This is a genomic window from Enterobacter sp. BWH64, from assembly GCF_001037645.1.
Lineage (GTDB): Bacteria > Pseudomonadota > Gammaproteobacteria > Enterobacterales > Enterobacteriaceae > Enterobacter > Enterobacter hormaechei_C.
In genome coordinates, this window is record NZ_KQ089922.1 from 3,079,000 (window position 1) to 3,099,840 (window position 20,841).

The 20,841-nt window shown below is 51.2% G+C and carries 21 protein-coding genes and 2 tRNA genes; 8 read left to right on the top strand and 15 right to left on the bottom strand.

Features of this window, described 5'->3' with window-relative positions; genetic code table 11:
- Window positions 1–27 precede the first annotated feature (27 nt).
- The 3 genes from SK50_RS14685 to SK50_RS23910 form a co-directional block, all read right to left on the bottom strand.
- The gene (locus SK50_RS14685) at window positions 28–438 is read right to left on the bottom strand and encodes an Exc2 family lipoprotein (RefSeq protein ID WP_017693314.1); all 411 of its coding nucleotides are present in this window, start codon (window positions 436–438) and stop codon (window positions 28–30) included.
- Between the two features lie 11 nt (window positions 439–449).
- Window positions 450–575 (bottom strand): KPN_01571 family protein, encoded by a 126-nt coding sequence (locus SK50_RS24290; RefSeq protein WP_208971014.1) that lies wholly within the window; start codon window positions 573–575, stop codon window positions 450–452.
- A 118-nt stretch (window positions 576–693) separates the two neighbouring features.
- Window positions 694–867: a YciY family protein gene (locus tag SK50_RS23910; protein WP_017384232.1), complete on the bottom strand. Its 174-nt coding sequence runs from the start codon at window positions 865–867 to the stop codon at window positions 694–696.
- Between the two features lie 143 nt (window positions 868–1,010).
- Between SK50_RS23910 and cls the strand changes: the two genes are divergently transcribed.
- Window positions 1,011–2,471 (top strand): cardiolipin synthase, encoded by a 1,461-nt coding sequence (gene cls / locus SK50_RS14690; protein ID WP_017693313.1) that lies wholly within the window; start codon window positions 1,011–1,013, stop codon window positions 2,469–2,471.
- A gap of 33 nt (window positions 2,472–2,504) precedes the next feature.
- Complete coding sequence (locus SK50_RS14695) at window positions 2,505–2,834, top strand: HI1450 family dsDNA-mimic protein (RefSeq protein WP_003856748.1); 330 nt, start codon at window positions 2,505–2,507, stop codon at window positions 2,832–2,834.
- A 30-nt stretch (window positions 2,835–2,864) separates the two neighbouring features.
- Here SK50_RS14695 and SK50_RS14700 read toward each other — a convergent pair whose 3' ends face one another.
- From SK50_RS14700 to SK50_RS14735, 7 genes are all read right to left on the bottom strand, one after another.
- Window positions 2,865–3,701 carry an ion transporter gene (locus tag SK50_RS14700; RefSeq protein ID WP_003856745.1) on the bottom strand — a complete coding sequence of 279 codons (837 nt, stop codon included), beginning with the start codon at window positions 3,699–3,701 and terminating at the stop codon, window positions 2,865–2,867.
- Between the two features lie 45 nt (window positions 3,702–3,746).
- Window positions 3,747–4,751: a murein tripeptide/oligopeptide ABC transporter ATP-binding protein OppF gene (gene oppF, locus SK50_RS14705; RefSeq protein WP_017384233.1), complete on the bottom strand. Its 1,005-nt coding sequence runs from the start codon at window positions 4,749–4,751 to the stop codon at window positions 3,747–3,749.
- On the bottom strand, window positions 4,748–5,761 hold the full coding sequence (locus SK50_RS14710) for an ABC transporter ATP-binding protein (protein WP_017384234.1): 1,014 nt from the start codon (window positions 5,759–5,761) through the stop codon (window positions 4,748–4,750). Before SK50_RS14710 ends, oppF begins: the two co-directional genes overlap by 4 nt.
- 11 nt (window positions 5,762–5,772) lie before the next feature.
- The gene (gene oppC / locus SK50_RS14715) at window positions 5,773–6,681 is read right to left on the bottom strand and encodes an oligopeptide ABC transporter permease OppC (protein WP_048229602.1); all 909 of its coding nucleotides are present in this window, start codon (window positions 6,679–6,681) and stop codon (window positions 5,773–5,775) included.
- A 12-nt stretch (window positions 6,682–6,693) separates the two neighbouring features.
- A complete protein-coding gene (gene oppB / locus SK50_RS14720) occupies window positions 6,694–7,614 on the bottom strand; it encodes an oligopeptide ABC transporter permease OppB (protein ID WP_003856738.1) in 921 nt (306 codons plus the stop codon).
- Window positions 7,615–7,696: 82 nt separating this feature from the next.
- The gene (oppA, locus tag SK50_RS14725; RefSeq protein ID WP_017693312.1) at window positions 7,697–9,328 is read right to left on the bottom strand and encodes an oligopeptide ABC transporter substrate-binding protein OppA; all 1,632 of its coding nucleotides are present in this window, start codon (window positions 9,326–9,328) and stop codon (window positions 7,697–7,699) included.
- Between the two features lie 770 nt (window positions 9,329–10,098).
- Window positions 10,099–10,746 (bottom strand): YchE family NAAT transporter, encoded by a 648-nt coding sequence (locus SK50_RS14735; RefSeq protein ID WP_017384236.1) that lies wholly within the window; start codon window positions 10,744–10,746, stop codon window positions 10,099–10,101.
- A gap of 480 nt (window positions 10,747–11,226) precedes the next feature.
- Between SK50_RS14735 and adhE the strand changes: the two genes are divergently transcribed.
- The gene (gene adhE / locus SK50_RS14740; RefSeq protein ID WP_048229604.1) at window positions 11,227–13,908 is read left to right on the top strand and encodes a bifunctional acetaldehyde-CoA/alcohol dehydrogenase; all 2,682 of its coding nucleotides are present in this window, start codon (window positions 11,227–11,229) and stop codon (window positions 13,906–13,908) included.
- Between the two features lie 70 nt (window positions 13,909–13,978).
- Here the strand turns inward: adhE and tdk are convergent, their stop codons facing one another.
- On the bottom strand, window positions 13,979–14,593 hold the full coding sequence (gene tdk / locus SK50_RS14745; RefSeq protein WP_003856726.1) for a thymidine kinase: 615 nt from the start codon (window positions 14,591–14,593) through the stop codon (window positions 13,979–13,981).
- Window positions 14,594–14,634: 41 nt separating this feature from the next.
- The gene (locus SK50_RS23915) at window positions 14,635–14,823 is read right to left on the bottom strand and encodes a hypothetical protein (RefSeq protein WP_123912598.1); all 189 of its coding nucleotides are present in this window, start codon (window positions 14,821–14,823) and stop codon (window positions 14,635–14,637) included.
- 320 nt (window positions 14,824–15,143) lie between these two features.
- Between SK50_RS23915 and hns the strand changes: the two genes are divergently transcribed.
- The gene (gene hns / locus SK50_RS14750; protein WP_003856724.1) at window positions 15,144–15,557 is read left to right on the top strand and encodes a histone-like nucleoid-structuring protein H-NS; all 414 of its coding nucleotides are present in this window, start codon (window positions 15,144–15,146) and stop codon (window positions 15,555–15,557) included.
- A 202-nt stretch (window positions 15,558–15,759) separates the two neighbouring features.
- On the opposite strand, the gene galU is transcribed toward hns, so the two are convergent.
- From galU to rssA, 3 genes are all read right to left on the bottom strand, one after another.
- Window positions 15,760–16,665, bottom strand: coding sequence for a UTP--glucose-1-phosphate uridylyltransferase GalU (gene galU, locus SK50_RS14755; protein ID WP_003856723.1), 906 nt, complete (start codon window positions 16,663–16,665; stop codon window positions 15,760–15,762).
- A gap of 199 nt (window positions 16,666–16,864) precedes the next feature.
- The gene (gene rssB / locus SK50_RS14760; RefSeq protein ID WP_045345084.1) at window positions 16,865–17,878 is read right to left on the bottom strand and encodes a two-component system response regulator RssB; all 1,014 of its coding nucleotides are present in this window, start codon (window positions 17,876–17,878) and stop codon (window positions 16,865–16,867) included.
- Window positions 17,879–17,967: 89 nt separating this feature from the next.
- Complete coding sequence (gene rssA, locus SK50_RS14765) at window positions 17,968–18,870, bottom strand: patatin-like phospholipase RssA (RefSeq protein WP_017693310.1); 903 nt, start codon at window positions 18,868–18,870, stop codon at window positions 17,968–17,970.
- A gap of 113 nt (window positions 18,871–18,983) precedes the next feature.
- Here rssA and SK50_RS14770 point away from each other — a divergent pair, with 113 nt between their 5' ends.
- The 4 genes from SK50_RS14770 to SK50_RS14785 all read left to right on the top strand — a co-directional run bounded on the left by SK50_RS14770 (window position 18,984) and on the right by SK50_RS14785 (window position 20,693).
- A complete protein-coding gene (locus tag SK50_RS14770; RefSeq protein WP_032104495.1) occupies window positions 18,984–19,448 on the top strand; it encodes a YchJ family protein in 465 nt (154 codons plus the stop codon).
- A 41-nt stretch (window positions 19,449–19,489) separates the two neighbouring features.
- Complete coding sequence (gene purU, locus SK50_RS14775; RefSeq protein WP_003856715.1) at window positions 19,490–20,332, top strand: formyltetrahydrofolate deformylase; 843 nt, start codon at window positions 19,490–19,492, stop codon at window positions 20,330–20,332.
- A gap of 157 nt (window positions 20,333–20,489) precedes the next feature.
- Window positions 20,490–20,574 (top strand) — tRNA-Tyr (locus tag SK50_RS14780).
- A 34-nt stretch (window positions 20,575–20,608) separates the two neighbouring features.
- Window positions 20,609–20,693 (top strand) — tRNA-Tyr (locus SK50_RS14785).
- Window positions 20,694–20,841 lie beyond the last annotated feature (148 nt).

The following is a 20,841-nucleotide window of genomic DNA, read 5'->3' on the forward strand; positions in this document are numbered from 1 at the left end:
ATTACGGTATCCCCTGAATCAGTTGCGCTATTGTACGCCGTTATAGCCATCAAGATAAGTCGCGGCCAGTTCGTTACCAAATAATATGGCGTCTTTACTGTCCATGTCCGAAGACCATTTATCCTTCGCGTTGCCTGCGAACAGTTCCTGCGACTTCGCATTTTCTTTTAGCTGATCGCGAATGCTTTGCGCGTATTCACTGGCTTCAGCCTGAGTCCGCCCTTCCGCGCGGTCAGCTTTGCCCCGGGCATAAAGCTCGCGGAACTGCGCCACGTTCAGCTGATAATTTTTCTGCACGCTGGAGGTGTAATTGCCGCCAGTAAAGCTGGACTGATGCGACACGAAATAAAACGCGTGCCGTTCGGGTGAGGTTTTGCTACTGGCACAACCGCTTAATATCGCAATCCCAAAGAGTGCTGCCATTACTTTTCCGTTCATCCTTTTTTCCTTTAATAAAAATGTATTCCCCATGCGAAAACATAATCTGCCAATGAGGAAAATGACGAAAGTCCTAAATCTTCCCTGAGCGCATCCAGCGCCAAAAGTACAATAAAAATCCAGAGATAAGGATTCATCTTTTAATATCATGACGTTATGGGGACTTAGTATATCGCGGAAAGCAGATGGGAAGAGACTGCAAAAATTGATAGCCTGGATATTTAATGGGCACCTTTACGGTGCCCTTCATGCTTTTCAGATGTCCTGGACCGCGAACAACAACGCGTTACGGTGTCTGTTCAGGCCACATTTTCTGATGGCGTGGATACGCATATTGCGGCGGGATTGTGCTTCCAGCCAACGAGCCTTACGACGACTCACCTGTCGCAACATGCGCCAGCGCCCAACTTCAGTTCTACTGCGCTTCATGTCTACAACTCTTTCTCTAACAGAGATGCCATTATATGCCTAAGCAGGCGGCAAACCAGCGCTTTTATCTGCCGTTTTTATTTGCCAGATGAATCCTGATGCGTAAACTCATAACAATACGCTTTCAAAAGGATTTTTTATTTATGACAACCTTCTACACCGTGGTGAGTTGGCTGGTCATTTTAGGATACTGGCTGTTAATTGCCGGGGTGACGTTGCGCATTCTGATGAAACGCAGAGCGGTACCTTCCGCCATGGCCTGGCTTCTGATTATCTACATTCTGCCGCTGGTGGGCATCATCGCCTATCTCTCTTTCGGTGAACTTCATCTGGGTAAACGCCGCGCCGAACGCGCCCGCGCCATGTGGCCCTCCACGGCGAAATGGCTTGCCGACCTTAAAGCCTGCAAGCATATCTTCGCTGAAGAGAACAGTAGCGTGGCCGCATCTCTGTTCAAGCTGTGCGAACGCCGCCAGGGGATTGCTGGGGTAAAAGGCAATCAGCTGCAACTGATGACCTCTTCTGATGATGTGATGCAGGCGCTGATCCGTGATATCCAGCTCGCCCGGCATAATATCGAGATGGTGTTTTATATCTGGCAGCCGGGCGGCATGGCGGACCAGGTCGCCGAATCGCTAATGGCCGCTGCACGTCGCGGTATCCACTGCCGCCTGATGCTGGACTCCGCCGGCAGCGTGGCCTTTTTCCGTAGCCCGTGGGCAGGCATGATGCGCAACGCCGGTATCGAGGTGGTCGAGGCGCTGAAAGTGAATCTTTTCCGCGTCTTTCTGCGTCGCATGGATCTCCGCCAGCACCGGAAAATGGTTCTGATCGATAACTATATCGCCTACACCGGCAGCATGAACATGGTTGACCCCCGCTTCTTCAAGCAGGAATCCGGCGTGGGGCAATGGATCGATCTGATGGCGCGGATGGAGGGACCGATCGCGACCTCAATGGGCATCGTCTACTCCTGCGACTGGGAAATTGAAACCGGGAAACGCATTCTTCCCCCGCCGCCGGATGGCAATATCATGCCGTTTGAGGAAGCCAGCGGGCACACTATCCACACTATCGCCTCCGGTCCTGGCTTCCCGGAAGATCTGATCCATCAGGCACTGCTTACCGCCGCCTACTCCGCGCGGGAATATCTGATCATGACCACGCCCTATTTCGTTCCCAGCGACGACCTTCTGCATGCCATCTGTACAGCGGCACAGCGCGGAGTGGATGTGAGCATTATTATGCCGCGCAAGAACGATTCGCTGCTGGTCGGGTGGGCAAGCCGCGCGTTCTTTAGTGAGCTGCTGGCCGCAGGCGTTAAAATTTATCAGTTCGAAGGCGGCCTGTTACACACCAAGAGCGTGCTGGTGGACGGAGAGCTGAGCCTGGTGGGTACTGTCAACCTCGATATGCGCAGTCTGTGGCTGAATTTTGAAATTACGCTGGTCATTGATGACGCCGGGTTCGGTGGCGATCTGGCAGCGGTTCAGGACGATTATATCTCCCGCTCACGCCTGCTGGACGCCAGACTGTGGGCGAAACGTCCGCTGTGGCAGCGAATTGCCGAACGACTGTTTTACTTCTTTAGTCCGTTGCTGTAAAACGTGCCCAACGATGTTTAACAGGTAGTCATCATGGAAATGGATCTGAACAATCGCCTGACCGAAGACGAAACGCTCGAACAGGCCTACGATATTTTTCTCGAGCTGGCGGTCGATAATCTCGACCCTGCTGACGTCATTCTTTTCAACCTGCAATTCGAAGAGCGTGGCGGTGCTGAGCTGTTCGATCCGGCTGAAGACTGGGCCGAACATGTCGATTTTGATCTCAACCCGGACTTCTTCGCCGAGGTGGTGATTGGCCTTGCAGATGAAGACGGCGGAGAAATTAACGACATCTTTGCCCGCGTCCTGCTGTGCCGCGAGAAAGATCACAAACTGTGCCATATCCTCTGGCGCGAATAATAAAAAAGGCTGCCCGCGCAGCCTTTTTATTTAATCCGGTAAGGCATTTCCACAGCGGTGACAAAACCGCGCGCCGGGTTCATGATTCCCCTGCTGACAATTCGGACATTTGCGTTGCTGCTTACTGTTCTGGAAGGCGCTGCTCATATGGGTGGTAATTAACCCCGTCGGAATCGCTATCACCGAATAGCCGATCAGGATAAGAACCGATGCCACAATACGTCCGAGCGGCGTATGCGGGGTAATATCGCCATAGCCCACGGTGGTCACCGTGACGATAGCCCAGTAAACAGACGCATTAAGCGTGGTAAACCCGTATTTCGGCCCTTCGATTAAATACATAAGGGAGCCAAAAACGATCATCACGATAGCAATAAACGAATAGAAGAGAATCAGCTGGTGGCGGGCGCTGACAATGGCAACCCAAAAAACCCGCAGCGACGGCATAAAGCGCAGCAGTTTGAGAATCCGTAACACACGAATCGCCCGCATTGCACGCCAGGCAAACACATAATTCAAGCTGATCTCAGGCCACAGCCACATGACATACAGCGGCAGGATGGTGGCTAAATCAATAAATCCCCAGAAGCTGAAAACGTATTTCGCCGGATTTGGCCAGCTAATGACCCTCAGCACATATTCCGCAGTAAACACCAGCGTGACAATCAATTCCAGCCAGACGAAAACGTGCCACTCCTCATACGTCATGTGGTACTGCGTTCCGGCGCCGGATTCGATAAAGATAATAATGACGCTAATCAGCGCAAATAAACCACACAGACCTTCGAAGCGGCGACCGGAAACCGTTTCAGGATCAAATAAAAGGTGATACAGCCGCTGGCGGGCCGACGTGAATAATCGCGACACATTAACCTCGAAAAATAAGGGCTGACATCATGTCAGCCCTTGCGATTATAACGGGTCTACTTTCAGGCAGGAAACCGCATGTCGGAAACTGCCCTCCAGAACCGGCCGTGTTTTCGCACATTCCGGCCCGGCTATTGGGCATCGAGTACGGAATACGCAGCCTGAAGGCGGGTTGATTGGCGAAGGCAGTTCACCTTCCAGAAGCTGAATGGTTTTATTTTTTTCCAGATCGGGGTCCGGAACGGGAACCGCAGACATCAGCGCTTTGGTATAAGGGTGCAGAGGATTGTGGTACACCTCATCATACGTGCCCAGCTCTACGGCGTGGCCCAGATACATGACCAGCACACGGTCCGAAATGTGTTTTACCACCGCCAGATCGTGGGCGATGAAGATCAGCGACAGCCCCATTTCCCGTTGCAGTTTCTGTAGCAGGTTAACCACCTGGGCCTGGATGGAAACGTCCAGCGCCGAAACCGGCTCATCACAGATAATCAGTTTTGGTTCAAGGATCAACGCGCGTGCGATACCGATACGCTGGCACTGACCGCCGGAAAACTCGTGTGGGTAGCGGTTGATGAGGTTAGGCAGCAGACCCACCTTGAGCATCATCGCTTTCACCCGATCGCGAATTTCCTGGCGCGGCATCTTCGGATGATAGGTGCGCAGCGGCTCGGCAATGATTTCGCCAATGGTCATACGCGGGTTCAGGGACGCAAGTGGATCCTGGAAAATCATCTGGATGTCGCTGCGCACGTCGCGCCATTCATCCGGCTTCATCCCCAGCAGATCTTTGCCAAGCCAGGCCACTTTCCCGTCGGTGGCCTTCACCAGGCCGATGATCGCACGCGCAAACGTCGATTTGCCGCAGCCGGATTCGCCTACCACGCCCAGGGTCTCGCCTTCGTACAGGCGTAGCGTGACGCCATCCACCGCTTTCAGGGTTTTGGCAGGCTGCCAGAACCACTGTTTACCGTCTTTGATATCGAAATGGACCTTCAGGTCAGCGATTTCGAGCAGCACATTTCTTTTTTCGTCGATCGCGTTCATACCAGCTCCTCCAGCGGCTTAAAGCAGGCGCGCAGACGGCCTGGGGCAAACGCTTCCAGCGGCGGTGCGCTGTTACAGATTTCCATCGCATGCGGACAACGCGGCTGGAACGGGCAGCCTTTTGGCAGACGCAGCAGGTTTGGCGGGTTACCCGGGATAGTCAGCAGCGACTCCCCTTCCGCATCAAGACGCGGAACGGCATTCAACAGCCCGATAGAGTACGGATGGGCTGGCTGGTAGAACACATCGCGAGCATTACCGTATTCCATCGTGCGGCCTGCATACATGACTAACACTTTGTCGCAGATCCCGGCAACGACGCCTAAATCGTGGGTAATCATGATGATGGCGGTGTTGAACTCGCGCTTCAGCTCATTCAGCAACGTCATGATCTGCGCCTGAACGGTCACGTCCAGGGCGGTGGTCGGTTCATCAGCGATCAGCAGTTTTGGCCGGCAAAGCAATGCCATCGCGATCATAACGCGCTGACGCATACCGCCGGAAAACTCGTGCGGATACATGCGCATGCGCTTGCGTGCTTCAGGCATTTTCACCGCATCCAGCATTTTGACGGACTCTTCAAACGCTTCGGCTTTGCCCAGCCCCTTGTGGAGCATCAGCACTTCCATCAGCTGTTCACCCACCCGCATATAGGGGTTCAGGGACGTCATCGGATCCTGGAAAATCATTGAAATCTGCTCGGCGCGCAGCTTGTTCAGCTCATGTTCCGGCAAATTCAGGATCTCTTTCCCGTTAAACGTCGCCGAACCGCCGATCACGCCGTTTGACGCCAGCAGGCCCATCAGCGCGAATGCGGTCTGGGATTTACCGGAACCGGATTCGCCCACAATGCCCAGCGTTTCACCGGCACGCAGGTCGAAGTTGAGATCGTTAACGGCAGTAACATCACCGTCGGGGGTTTTAAACGTCACGCGGAGGTCTTTAACGTCCAGCAGTGCGCTGGTCCGCTGTTGCGCCTGTGGCGCGGTTGCCGTTTCAATAATGGTCATGACGGCGCTCCTTAACGGTCTTTCGGGTCGAGGGCATCACGCAGGCCATCGCCGATAAAGTTGAAACAGAACAGGGTGACGACCAGGAAGCCCGCCGGATACAGCAGTAACCACGGTGACACTTCCATGGAGTTTGCGCCATCACTTAACAGAGCGCCCCAGCTACTCAACGGCTCTTGCGTACCTAATCCCAGGAAGCTCAGGAAAGATTCAAACAGGATCATACTTGGCACCAGCAGGGAGGCGTACACCACCACCACGCCCAGCACGTTAGGAACGATATGACGCACCACAATATTGGCGGTAGAAACGCCGCCAACATGTGCGGCTTCGATAAACTCCTTACGTTTGAGGCTCAGCGTCTGGCCGCGCACAATACGCGCCATATCCAGCCAGGACACCATCCCGATCGCCACGAAGATTAGCAGGATATTTTGACCAAAGAAGGTCACCAGCAGAATGACGAAGAACATGAACGGGAAGGAGTTCAGGATTTCTAGCAGACGCATCATCACGGAGTCCACTTTCCCGCCGAGGTAACCGGAAAGCGAGCCGTAAAGCGTGCCGACAATCACCGCCACCAGCGCCGCCGCGATGCCAACCATCAGGGAGATACGGCCGCCAATCGCCACACGCACCAGCAAATCACGCCCGGAGGAGTCGGTGCCGAAATAGTGCCCGGATTCCATATCCGGCGCGCTGGACATCATGCCCCAGTCCGTATCGAAATAGGTGAACTGAGAGAGCATTGGTGCCAGGGTTACGAACAGCGCGATAAGCACCAGCACGACCAGGCTGGCAACGGCGGCACGGTTATGCATAAAACGACGGCGGGCGTCCTGCCAAAGGCTACGACCTTCGACCTCCAGCTTTTCACTGAAGTTTTCCAGCGCCTCGCTGTTTTTCTTACTCAACATCATGGCGTGCTCCAGTTAGTAACGGATTTTCGGGTCGATAACGGCATACAGCACATCGACAACGGCATTAAACAGAATGGTCAGCGCGCCCACGAGGATCGTCAGGCTCAGCACCAGCGAATAGTCACGGTTAAGCGCCCCGTTAACAAACAGCTGCCCGATGCCCGGCAGACCATAAATGGTTTCAATCACCATTGAACCCGTGATAATGCCGACGAAAGCCGGACCCATATAGGAGAGTACCGGTAACAGTGCAGGCTTGAGGGCATGACGGAAAATAATCCGGCGCATCGGCAGCCCTTTCGCACGGGCGGTACGGATGAAGTTCGAGTGCAGGACTTCAATCATTGAACCGCGGGTAATACGGGCGATGCTGGCGATGTAGGCCAGAGATAATGCCACCATCGGCAATATCATGAACTTCAGCGCCCCGCCGTTCCAGCCGCCCCCGGGAAGCCATTTCAGGGTTATGGCGAATATCATGACCAGCAACGGCGCGACAACGAAGCTGGGGATAACCACCCCGGTCATTGCGACCCCCATTACGGCGTAATCCCATCGGGTATTTTGTTTTAGCGCAGCGATAACGCCCGCAGTGACACCGAGAACAACGGCCAGGATAAATGCAGCAGCCCCTAATTTAGCCGATACCGGGAAGCTGGACGCCACCAGGTCGTTAACGGAATAGTCTTTATATTTAAATGACGGACCAAAATCACCGTGTGCAAGTTGCTTCAGATAGTTGAAGTACTGCGTGGTGATAGGATCGTTTAAATGGTATTTCGCTTCGATGTTGGCCATAACTTCTGGCGGAAGCGTGCGTTCACCGGTAAAAGGACTGCCCGGTGCAAGACGCATCATGAAGAAGGAAATTGTAATTAGAATAAATAACGTTGGAATCGCTTCAAGACAGCGACGCAGGATAAATTTCAACATTGCCCGTACCTTCTGGCGTGTGCCTGATGAATGTTACAAAATAGACACAGTGGGGCAAGCTCGCTCGCCCCACGTATTGCCATTAATGCTTGATAATATAAAGATTCTTAACGGAAATATTATCCAACGGGTCTTTACCGGTATAACCCCCTACCCATGGTTTCACCAGGCGGGCGTTAACGTAGTAGTAAACCGGAACGATCGCAGAGTCTTTATCGAGCTGTTGTTCTGATTTCGCGTACAGATCGGCGCGCTGGGCGTCATCTGCCACCTTCAGGGTTTCGCCAATCAGCTTATCAAACGCCGGGCTCTTATAGTGTGCGGTATTGTTCGAACTGTCGCTCAGCATGGTGTTCAGGAATGAGGTCGGTTCGTTATAGTCCGCACACCATCCTGCACGTGCCACGTCAAAGGTTCCCTGGTGGCGCGTATCGAGGAAGGTTTTCCATTCCTGGTTTTCCAGCTTCACGTTCACGCCGAGGTTTTTCTTCCAGATTGACGCGACGGCAATAGCCAGTTTTTTATGCAGATCGGAGGTGTTGTACAGCAGGCTAAAGGTCAGCGGCTTGTCGGCGGTATAGCCAGCCTCAGCCAGCAGTTTTTTCGCTTCTTCGTTACGTTTTTCCTGGGACCATTTGAACCATTCAGGTTCAACCAGCTTCATACCGTCGGTGTAAGGCGGGGTGTAGCTGTAAGCCGGCAGGTCGCCCTGATTCTTCACTTTATTCACGATAATGTCGCGATCCAGAGCCAGCTTCAGTGCGGTACGAACACGTACGTCGGTGAACGGTGCTTTCTGGTTGTTAATTTCGTAATAGTAGGTGCACAGATACGGATCGACGTGAACTTCTTTAGGGATCTCTTTTTTCAGCTTCTGGAACAGTTCAATCGGCATATTGTTATAGGTCATGTCGATTTCACCGCTGCGGTAGCGGTTTACGTCCGTCACTTCAGAAGAGATTGGCAGGTAGGTGACCTGATTGATAACGGTCTTCGCATTATCCCAATACTGCGGGTTGCGCTCCAGCACCATACGTTCGTTAACGACCCAGTCCTTCAGTTTATATGCACCGTTGGTCACAATATTCGCAGGCTGCGTCCATTTTTCACCAAATTTTTCTACTGCGGATTTTGGTACCGGGGAGACGGACGGGTGAACCAGCAGCTTATAGAAGTACGGAACAGGTTCGCTCAACGTCACTTCAAAGGTGTTGGCATCGATGGCTTTTACGCCCAGGTCGGTAACTGGCTTTTTACCCGTGATGATGTCATCGATATTGGCAATATGGCCATACTGGAGGTAACTCGCATACGGGGAGGCGGTATTCGGATCCGCCAGACGCTGCCAGCTATAGACGAAATCTTCGGCGGTAACCGGCGTACCGTCGGACCATTTCGCATCTTTACGCAGATGGAAGGTCCAGACTTTAAAATCTTTGTTGTCCCATTTTTCCGCCACGCCCGGAGCCGGGTGGCCGTCTACGTCAGTCACCAGCAGACCTTCAAACAGATCGCGGTTAACGTTAGACTCTGGAACACCTTCAATTTTGTGCGGATCAAGAGACTGCACTTCCGCACCGTTATTACGTACCAGCGTTTGCTTCTCAGCCAGCTGAACACCAGCAGGAACGTCCGCAGCCATTGCAGCGTTGCCCGCGATTAGCGCAGTTAAAATCCCCGCCGCTACCAGATTTTTTTTTGTGATGATGGACATTGTGTTGATACTCCACTCATTATAATGACCGGCCTTCGCCAGTTGTGTAATCCCCTGTTGGGGCCTGTACAGCGCAGGAGTTTTTTTTGCTACTGTCAGGTTCTTTTTTTACTTCTTGCTATCACCGACTTCATTATTACTGACCGCTCGTACGGCGGTCTTGCGTCGATTCTTTACACCTCTCCCCTGTCAGAGAGATGCGTTGGATATCTTATGTGAGGGCTATATGAAAATAGTTCTCATCAACTTGTTTAATGCTGCAAAATATAAGGCCGGAAAGTACCAAATGGTGCCAACTCTCGCCAATACATTTTGCAAATTTGTTAAGCATTTCTCTTTTACGATGGCTGGCATAACTATGGTGCCAGCCCTGGCTTACGCCGAAATCAACAAAAAGAGATGTAATTCATACAGATAAGAAATTTTGTTGCTACAAACGCGACGACAAAGCTTGGCTGAACGATTTTTCACGATAATTTAACAATTGATTATTATTTAGCACATTCGTCTGAGTCAGCGTCGAAATTACTAATATCATTTCGGTTATCTGTCAGCAAGCCCCAGAGTATCATGTGAGTAAAATAACAGAGGGTTTGAGGGATTTATGCGCGGCAAGGGGAAATGAAAATAAACAACCCCTTGAAAAACAACAAAAGAGGATTATTAGTAGAACTTATTATGACTGGCGCCTATTTCAACTTTATTTATATGATTTGCAGATAATCACGTAAAAAAAACGGAGCCGCTGGCTCCGCTCTTTCAAATGAAAGTCAGTGTACTAACCCGGGGAATATACTTTTTATACCGGTAACGATAAATTCGATGCCCAACGCCATTAACAACAGACCCATGATACGGGTAATCACGTTGATGCCCGTTTGTCCCAGCAAGCGAACCAGCCATGGCGCCATACGAAATACGCCCCAGCAGCACAGCGCGAACAGCGCAATGGCAACAGAAAAGCCAATCAGGTGCATCAGGCTGTGGTAGCGCGTTCCCCAGACAATAGTGGAACTGATCGCCCCCGGGCCCGCCATCAGCGGCAGCGCCAGTGGCACAACCCCGATGCTCTCGCGGATAGCTGTCTCTGATTTTTCCTGCTTGTTCTGTTTATCCTCCCCCAGCTTGCCGCTGATCATCGACATGGCAATCGTCACCACCAGGATCCCGCCTGCTATACGGAACGAATCAATTGAGATGCCGAAGACCTGAAGAATGGCGTCTCCGAGATAAAGAGAGGTAAGTAGGATGATCGCCACCGACAGGTTTGCCGTCAGGTTGGTTTTATTTCGTGCCGCAGCCGTCTGATAGCTGGTCATACTAATGAAGACAGGGATGATCCCTACCGGGTTAACCAGAGCAAACAAGCCGATAAAAAACTTGAAATATGTAGGGAAATCAAAGAGCGTTTGAATCACATTAAGCTCCGCAATTGAGCATGGCCAGGGAGAAACTGCATGTCATGATAAATCCGCGCTGAAGATACGCTTTTTAGCCGCATACTTCACCAGAAATCTGTTCTTAAACGTTATCAATTCATGATGTTAAACATTTGTGTAATCAATGATATCGCTGCTTCCAATAGTTACTTAATTATTTAACAGTAGAATAATTAGCACAAAATAACCCTGCTGAAAGGTATCAGCTTAGGACAAAATTGATCTCGATCATAATTTTCGTACTCAGAAGTGAGTAATCTTGGTTACGCCGCCAGGGAGATCACCTATCAAAAAGGTATGATGCTAAGGTAAGGCTCTTTTAGTAAATTAGTGAGCTGGAGCAGTGAGTAATCCTTTGTTTTACTGTGTGTTACGCAAGTGGGATCGGCTCTGACTATACTGTCAGACGTATCGAGCGCTGGTTTACTAAAAGAGTTTAAACATTATCAGGAGAGCATTATGGCTGTTACCAATATCGCTGAACTGAACGCCCTCGTCGAGCGCGTAAAAAAAGCCCAGCGTGAATATGCCAATTTCACCCAAGAACAGGTTGATAAAATCTTCCGCGCGGCCGCTCTGGCTGCTGCTGATGCTCGAATCCCTCTCGCTAAAATGGCCGTTGCCGAATCCGGCATGGGTATCGTTGAAGATAAAGTGATCAAAAACCACTTTGCTTCAGAGTATATCTACAACGCCTATAAAGATGAGAAAACCTGCGGTGTGCTGTCAGAAGACGATACTTTCGGCACCATCACCATCGCAGAACCGATCGGCATCATTTGCGGTATCGTTCCAACCACTAACCCAACCTCTACCGCCATCTTCAAATCTCTCATCAGTCTGAAGACACGTAACGCAATCATTTTCTCCCCGCATCCACGTGCGAAGGACGCCACCAACAAAGCAGCAGATATCGTGCTTCAGGCTGCCATTGCGGCGGGTGCGCCAAAAGATCTCATCGGCTGGATCGACCAACCTTCTGTTGAACTGTCCAACGCACTGATGCATCACCCGGACATTAACCTGATTCTGGCGACCGGTGGTCCTGGTATGGTTAAAGCTGCGTACAGCTCCGGTAAACCAGCCATCGGCGTAGGCGCAGGTAATACCCCTGTGGTGATCGACGAAACGGCTGATATCAAGCGTGCTGTTGCCTCTGTGCTGATGTCTAAAACCTTCGATAACGGCGTTATCTGTGCATCTGAACAGTCTGTTGTCGTGGTTGATTCGGTATACGACGCCGTTCGTGAACGTTTCGCCAGCCACGGCGGCTACCTGTTGCAAGGTAAAGAACTGAAAGCCGTTCAGGACGTGATTCTGAAAAATGGTGCGCTGAACGCGGCTATCGTAGGTCAGCCTGCGTATAAAATCGCTGAGCTCGCTGGCTTTAGCGTCCCTGCTACCACCAAGATTCTGATTGGTGAAGTGAAAGTCGTTGATGAAAGTGAGCCGTTTGCTCACGAGAAACTCTCCCCGACGCTGGCAATGTACCGTGCGAAAGATTTCGATGACGCGGTAGATAAAGCAGAGAAGCTGGTGGCGATGGGCGGTATCGGCCACACCTCTTGCCTGTACACCGACCAGGATAACCAGCCTGAGCGTGTTGCTTACTTCGGTCAGAAGATGAAGACGGCACGTATCCTGATCAACACCCCTGCTTCTCAGGGTGGTATCGGTGACCTGTACAACTTCAAACTCGCACCTTCCCTGACTCTGGGTTGTGGTTCCTGGGGTGGTAACTCCATCTCTGAAAACGTTGGTCCAAAACACCTGATCAACAAGAAAACCGTTGCTAAGCGAGCTGAAAACATGTTGTGGCACAAACTTCCGAAATCTATCTACTTCCGCCGCGGCTCTCTGCCAATCGCGCTGGATGAAGTGATTACTGATGGCCACAAACGTGCGCTCATCGTGACCGACCGTTTCCTGTTCAACAATGGCTATGCAGACCAGATCACCTCTGTTCTGAAAGCGGCTGGCGTCGAAACTGAAGTCTTCTTTGAAGTTGAAGCTGACCCAACCCTGAGCGTTGTACGTAAAGGCGCTGAACTGGCGAACTCCTTCAAACCTGATGTGATCATCGCACTGGGTGGCGGTTCCCCAATGGACGCCGCGAAAATTATGTGGGTGATGTACGAACATCCGGAAACTCACTTCGAAGAACTGGCGCTGCGCTTTATGGATATCCGTAAACGTATCTACAAGTTCCCGAAAATGGGCGTGAAAGCGAAAATGATCGCCGTCACCACCACTTCCGGTACTGGTTCAGAAGTGACGCCATTTGCCGTTGTGACTGATGACGCAACCGGTCAGAAATACCCGCTGGCTGACTACGCACTGACGCCAGATATGGCTATCGTTGACGCCAACCTGGTCATGGAAATGCCGAAATCACTGTGTGCGTTCGGTGGTCTGGATGCGGTAACTCACGCTCTGGAAGCTTACGTTTCCGTACTGGCTTCTGAGTTCTCTGACGGTCAGGCTTTGCAGGCGCTGAAACTGCTGAAAGAAAACCTGCCAGCTTCTTACAACGAAGGTTCGAAAAACCCTGTTGCGCGTGAACGTGTACACAGTGCGGCAACCATCGCGGGCATTGCGTTTGCTAACGCCTTCCTGGGTGTCTGTCACTCCATGGCGCACAAGCTAGGTTCACAGTTCCACATTCCTCACGGTCTGGCGAACGCCCTGTTGATCAGCAACGTTATCCGCTATAACGCCAACGACAACCCAACCAAGCAGACTGCATTCAGCCAGTACGACCGCCCACAGGCGCGCCGTCGTTATGCTGAAATCGCAGATCACCTGGGTCTGAGCGCACCGGGCGACCGTACTGCCACGAAGATCGAGAAACTGCTGGCATGGCTGGAGAGCCTGAAGGCTGAACTGGGTATTCCTAAATCTATCCGCGAAGCAGGCGTTCAGGAAGCTGACTTCCTCGCTCACGTAGATAAGCTGTCTGAAGATGCATTCGATGACCAGTGTACTGGTGCTAACCCGCGCTACCCACTGATTTCCGAACTGAAACAGATCCTGCTGGATACTTATTACGGTCGTAACTTCACTGAAAGCGATGTCGCTGCCGTAAAAGTTGAAATCCCCGAAGTTGTAAAGGCTGACAAGAAAGCGAAGAAAAATGCTTGATTGACAGTATGATAAAAAAACCCGCCGCTGGCGGGTTTTTTTATATCTGAGGATCCGTAAAACATTCTTATTATTTTCGATTGTCGCCCTGTAACGCCGTCAGCGAGCCTACAGCCAGCGCCTCTTTATAATGCTTGCGGCAGACCGAGACATAACGTTCATTGCCTCCTATCACCACCTGCTCGCCATCAGCATAGGGTTTACCCGACTGGTCCAGGCGAAGAACCATACTTGCCTTGCGGCCACAAAAGCAGATTGTTTTCAGCTCAACCAGCTTATCCGACCAGGCGAGCAGATACTGACTGCCGGCAAATAACTCCCCACGAAAATCGGTACGTAATCCATAGCAAAGAACGGGAATATCCAGCTCATCAACGACCTCTGAAAGTGCATGGACCTGCTCTCGGGTCAGGAACTGGCTTTCATCTACCAGCACGCAATGGACAGGCTTAGAGGCATGCTCGGCACGAATGTCCTCCAGCAGGTCCGTTTCAGGGTTAAACAGCCTTGCAGGCGACGAGAGCCCTATTCTTGAGCTCACCTTCCCTGCCCCAAAGCGATCGTCGATTTCGGCGGTATAAACAACGGTACGCATCCCCCGCTCCTGATAATTGTATGAGGATTGCAGTAACGCCGTCGATTTCCCTGCATTCATTGCCGAATAGTAGAAATAAAGTTGTGCCATTGGCCGAAGAACCCTAATCAATGTGTAATATTCCCGATGGATCATTGTACCATATTTTGTACCGTCATCAGCGGCGGGCTGCGCTCTCCAGCCTGCCATGCATCAGTAAATCCTTCGCGAATAGCGCAAAATAATGCGTTAAAACAGGCAGTAAAGGCATTAAACACTGACAATAAGGTGAGTCCGCAACCAGAGATAACACTTCTTTTTATAGTGTCTTCTTCGTTCATTAAAATTCACTATTTATTAACTATTCTTGTCTTCGCTGCGCTTACTCGGGGTAATACAAAAGGCTGATATTTATCAACCGCAACTATAATTCCTGAGGTAAAAGTCACAAAACATACACGCAAATGACGCGCTTTTGCCGTTTGAAACGATATCTCACAGACCCAACAAACAATGAAATTTAAGTTAGCGTAATTAATAATAGCGTCGTTTATTTTGTATTTTTTGAATTCCTTACATTCCCACCTATTGCACAAGTGAAATTAAGGCTCTATTATTAGGACAACAAACCCACCCCCATTATAAGTTTGAGATTACTACAATGAGCGAAGCACTTAAAATTCTGAACAACATCCGTACTCTTCGTGCGCAGGCAAGAGAATGTACCCTTGAGACGCTTGAAGAAATGCTCGAAAAATTAGAAGTTGTAGTTAACGAACGTCGTGAAGAAGAAAGCGCTGCTGCGGCTGAAATCGAAGAACGTACACGTAAACTGCAACAGTATCGTGAAATGCTGATTGCCGATGGTATCGATCCAAACGAATTGCTGAACAGCATGGCTGCGGCTAAAACCGGTACCAAAGCAAAACGCGCGGCACGTCCTGCTAAATATAGCTACATCGATGAGAACGGCGAAGAGAAAACCTGGACCGGCCAGGGCCGTACTCCTGCTGTAATCAAGAAAGCAATGGACGAACAAGGTAAACAACTGGATGACTTCCTGATCAAGGATTAATCTGGAAAGATTCTGAAAAATCCCGCTTAATGCGGGATTTTTTATGCCTGTAATATTTGCCCGAACATCTCCTTACATTCTGTCATATTGTGAGGCTCCCTATTTAACGTCCCTGACAATCCCCCGCCAATTACGGAGCGACAGGCATAAAAAAACCGGTGGGCATCGCTCCACCGGTCTTGTTCACTGGGCTGTGAGTTTATTACTTAATACCCACGCTACCTTTGAGCCAGGCTTTAAATTCTTCACCCAGGCTGTTATGGCGAATACCATATTCGACGAATGCCTGCATATAACCGAGCTTATTCCCGCAGTCATGGCTCTTACCTTTCATATGGTAGGCTTCCACGGTCTCTTTCTCGATCAGCATATCGATAGCATCCGTCAGCTGGATTTCATCGCCCGCACCCGGAGGCGTTTTCGCCAGCAGAGCCCAAATTTCAGCGCTCAGTACGTAACGACCAACGACAGCAAGGTTAGACGGCGCGACGTCCGCTTTAGGTTTTTCAACAACGCCAACCATCGGTACGCTTTCGCCAGGTTGCAGGTCAACGCCTTTGCAGTCAACCACGCCGTAAGCGGTCACGTCGTCGACTGGCTCAACCATAATCTGGCTGCTGCCGGTTTCGTCGAAGCGTTTAATCATTTCCGCCAGGTTTTCCTGGGAAAGATCGGACTCGTACTCATCAAGAATCACGTCAGGCAGAATAACCGCGACCGGCTCATCACCCACTACCGGGTGTGCACACAATACTGCGTGCCCCAGGCCTTTCGCCAGGCCCTGACGAACCTGCATAATGGTAACGTGTGGAGGGCAAATAGACTGCACTTCCTCCAGCAACTGGCGCTTAACGCGTTTTTCCAGCATTGCTTCGAGTTCGAAACTGGTATCGAAATGGTTTTCGATAGAGTTTTTAGATGAATGCGTCACCAGCACAATTTCGGTGATACCTGCTGCAATACATTCATTCACGACATACTGGATTAATGGCTTATCAACCAGAGGCAGCATCTCTTTTGGGATTGCCTTCGTCGCTGGCAACATCCTGGTACCCAATCCCGCCACCGGGATAACGGCCTTTCTGACTTTCGAATTAAGGGCAGCCATTGAAATTCTCCTGAACTGTTCAAGTTTTGAACTTTTATGCATTGAATAACGCGTTGAGTATACAGTCTCAGCCACTAATACGGGTCTGAAAAGAACGCGTTGCCGATCAATTAAGACAAATACGCATGAAACTTGCAGCGATAGTAGCACTGCCAGCAAAAACACAGGTAAAGCAATCTGAAAAATAAAATCTGACTGCTTACTCCGTGGACAACATTAAGCGTAACCGCCCTCCGGCACCCCAAATTTGGCACTGCCAGGAGGTGCAGCGATGGCTAATTTGATTAAGGTAAGTATTTCCCAGCGTACCCAACGGCACACCGTTACTCACCTGAATATGGTGTTCGCCAGTATTCAGCGTGGCATTTAAACCCGCAGAGACCAGAATAAGGTTATTCAACCCGCTGTGATAATAGCCAACCAGAAGCGGGAACTGCCCCGGCAAATTGGCCTGGCGAAAAAGTTGGTTGACCTGTTTTAGTAAACTGCCTAACTCAGGAAGTCGTTGCCCCTGATGGGATAAATGTTCCTGTAGCAATCCATTAAACAGCGCACGGAGTAATAAGGCCGCCAGAACGCCGTTATCTCCCGCCCGGGTAACATCCAGGCAATAAAAAGCGAGGTCAGAATCTGATAGCGGCGCAATATCCAGCACCAGTCCAGGCTGGTCAGCCGCTACCAGCTGGCGATAATTTACTCTGCAATGAGAGATATTTTGCTGCACCGGCGGCTGAAGTTCCTGAAGCAGCTTCGCGGCCGCGAGCGGATTACTGACTAAAGCATCCCAGTCCTGGAAAAGACGTTCTTCTTCTTCCACCCGGGAATTAAACATATTGGGATACAGGCAGGCCAACACCGTTTCACGCAGACGGTTCAAATCTTTAACCGGTTTGAGCAGAATATCCTGCACACCTAAACGCAACGCCTTAGCAATATCCGCCATATTTTCGGTGGCCGAGATCACCAGTATCGGTGTCTGATAACCTTCATTACGCAGGTTTTCCACCAGCATTAATCCGTCCATGCGCGGCATCTCAAGGTCGCAGATCATCAGATCAGGCGCCATGCTGGCCATTTTTTCCAGTGCCTCGACGCCATCTTCGGCAAGGGACGTGGTTGCACCCAGTGAGGATAACCACGAATCCAGTAGCGATCGGAAAACGGGCTCGTCTTCTACTATCAAAATATGTTTTCCGGCCAATGGCTGTGTCATGGTTCCTCCCCTGGCTGACAGTTACTCAATAGTGGCATGCTATTGGTACTATCGCCTGTCAGATTTTGCTGAAGTAATCAAAAAAGTGCTCAACGTGCTGTACGCACAAAAGGCAACAGTTCATCTATTTTCTTTTCGACGGCTAACGAGCCCGCTGCTATGGCGGCCTCAGCCCGGTGGAAATCAAGGGTAGAGATTTGTGGACAATAGGGTTGAATAAGAATATCCGGAGGATCGCCAGCCATACGGTTTCGCTTCAGGCGATTCTCAAGGATCTGAATAGAGGTCGTCATGATTTCAATGGCGTTCGGCGCGGTCACCGCGCGACGGGCGGTCAGGCGCCCTATTCTGCCGCGTAATCGCGCATGCCAGGCAAGTTTCTCTTCTTCCGCGTCATCGCTCTGAAGATTAACCGGCATCAAATCTTGCTGCATAAGGTGTGCGTCGTGCTGTAAATCCACGGCAATAACGATATCCGCCCCCAAGGCGCGGGTCAGAGAGATGGGTACAGGATTCACTACGCCCCCATCAACGAGCCAGTAGCCGTTGTGAGGCACAGGCGCCATTAACCCCGGCATGCTACAGGATGCGCGAACGGCGAGATGAATATCCCCTTCGGTGAGCCATAACTCCCTGCCCGTACTGAGGTTGGTTGCAACGGCACCGAAAGGCATTTGGCAGTGGCTGAAGTCAGCGAGGGGCATTATCTTACGAAACTGATTGAACACGCGTTCGCCGCGCAGCAGGCCGCCACGCTGCCAGGAGAGATCCATCAGGCGCAGCACATCCCAGTAACTGAAGGAGCGCACCCAGCTTTCAAGCTCCGGGAGCTTACCGCAGGCGTACGCGGATCCGACCAGCGACCCGATAGAACATCCTGCGACAATATCAACGTCAATCCCCATCTGGTTTAAGGTATTGATAACGCCAATATGTGACCAACCCCGGGCTGCACCTGAGCCCAACGCCAGTCCAATTTTTACCTTTCTCATTAGCCCTGTTTTACTTCCCCTGGATTCCCGACATAGCGTCAACGCACCTGCTCAGTTAACATATTGCTACCTTAAGCGTTTAACGCCTTATTTTTTGTTCCAGGAAGAGAATCGTGTCTCAACTCTGCCCCTGTGGTAGCGCTCTGGAGTATAGCCTATGTTGCCAGCGATATCTTTCTGGCGAGCAGGTTGCACCAGAGCCGTCACACCTTATGCGCTCGCGGTATACTGCTTTTGTGATCAAAAACGCAGACTACCTGATTAAAACCTGGCATCCGTCCTGCCATGCTGCCGATTTTCGCCAAGAGATTGAAGCCGGATTTGCCAACACCGTCTGGCTGGGCCTCACCATCTTTGAAGCCGCTCCCGGCCGCGATGCCAACGAGGGCTATGTCAGTTTTGTCGCCCGCTTTAGCGAACAAAACAAGCCCGGCGCCATCATTGAACGCTCACGGTTCTTAAAGGACAGCGGGCAATGGTATTATATTGACGGCACACGTCCGCAATTCGGTCGTAACGATCCCTGCCCCTGTGGTTCAGGAAAAAAATTTAAAAAGTGTTGCGGCAGTAATGCCTGACAACTCAGACTTCGCAAATACATAAACAGGATTTCCCGGCGATGCAATCATTACAACGTAAAGTTCTGCGCACTATCTGTCCCGATCAAAAAGGGCTGATCGCACGAATTACCAACATTTGCTACAAGCATGAACTGAATATCGTGCAGAACAACGAGTTCGTTGACCACCGTACCGGTCGCTTCTTTATGCGTACCGAACTGGAAGGCATTTTCAACGACACAACCCTGCTTGCCGATCTGGACAGCGCCCTGCCGGAAGGCTCGGTGCGCGAGCTGAACCCGGCGGGCCGTCGCCGCATTGTCATTCTGGTCACCAAAGAGGCACACTGCCTGGGCGATCTGCTGATGAAAGCCAACTACGGTGGCCTGGACGTCGAAATTGCCGCCGTCATTGGCAACCACGAGACGCTGCGTACGCTGGTTGAACGTTTTGACATTCCGTTTGAGCTGGTCAGTCACGAAGGCCATACCCGTGAAGAGCACGACAACCTGATGGCAGCTGCGATTGAAGCGCATAACCCGGACTACGTGGTGCTGGCGAAATATATGCGCGTGCTGACGCCATCCTTCGTGGCGCGCTTCCCGAACAAGATTATCAACATCCACCACTCCTTCCTGCCCGCCTTTATTGGCGCGCGTCCGTATCACCAGGCATACGAGCGTGGGGTGAAGATCATTGGCGCAACCGCGCACTACGTGAATGACAATCTGGACGAAGGTCCAATCATCATGCAGGACGTGATTCACGTGGATCACACCTATACAGCAGAAGATATGATGCGTGCTGGCCGTGACGTTGAGAAGAATGTACTGAGCCGTGCGCTGTATCAGGTACTTGCTCAGCGCGTCTTTGTGTACGGCAACAGAACGATTATTCTTTAATCCCTCGGAAAATGAATTGATTAGCTTTACGCCTTTACGAATAAAAAGCAGGCAAACAGCTTCATTTTCCTAAAGGAATGCTTTACAGGGGCGTCTCATTTGATATGATGCGCCCCGCTTCCAACAGGAAGCAGGCCAGTTAAAAGCATTACCCCGTGGTGGGGTTCCCGAGCGGCCAAAGGGAGCAGACTGTAAATCTGCCGTCATCGACTTCGAAGGTTCGAATCCTTCCCCCACCACCATCTCCAGCTTTACCTCAAAATATGAATTACCCCTGGTGGGGTTCCCGAGCGGCCAAAGGGAGCAGACTGTAAATCTGCCGTCATCGACTTCGAAGGTTCGAATCCTTCCCCCACCACCATCACTTCCAGATTCTTAAGCACTCACTCAAGCACAATGCTCCATATTTCTCGATGCCGGGAGTAATCCTTCCCTGCCTGTTTTCCCCGGTGGCGCTTCGCTTACCGGGGCTACGAATAGGGTCTGTAGGCCGGGTAAGGCGCAGCCGC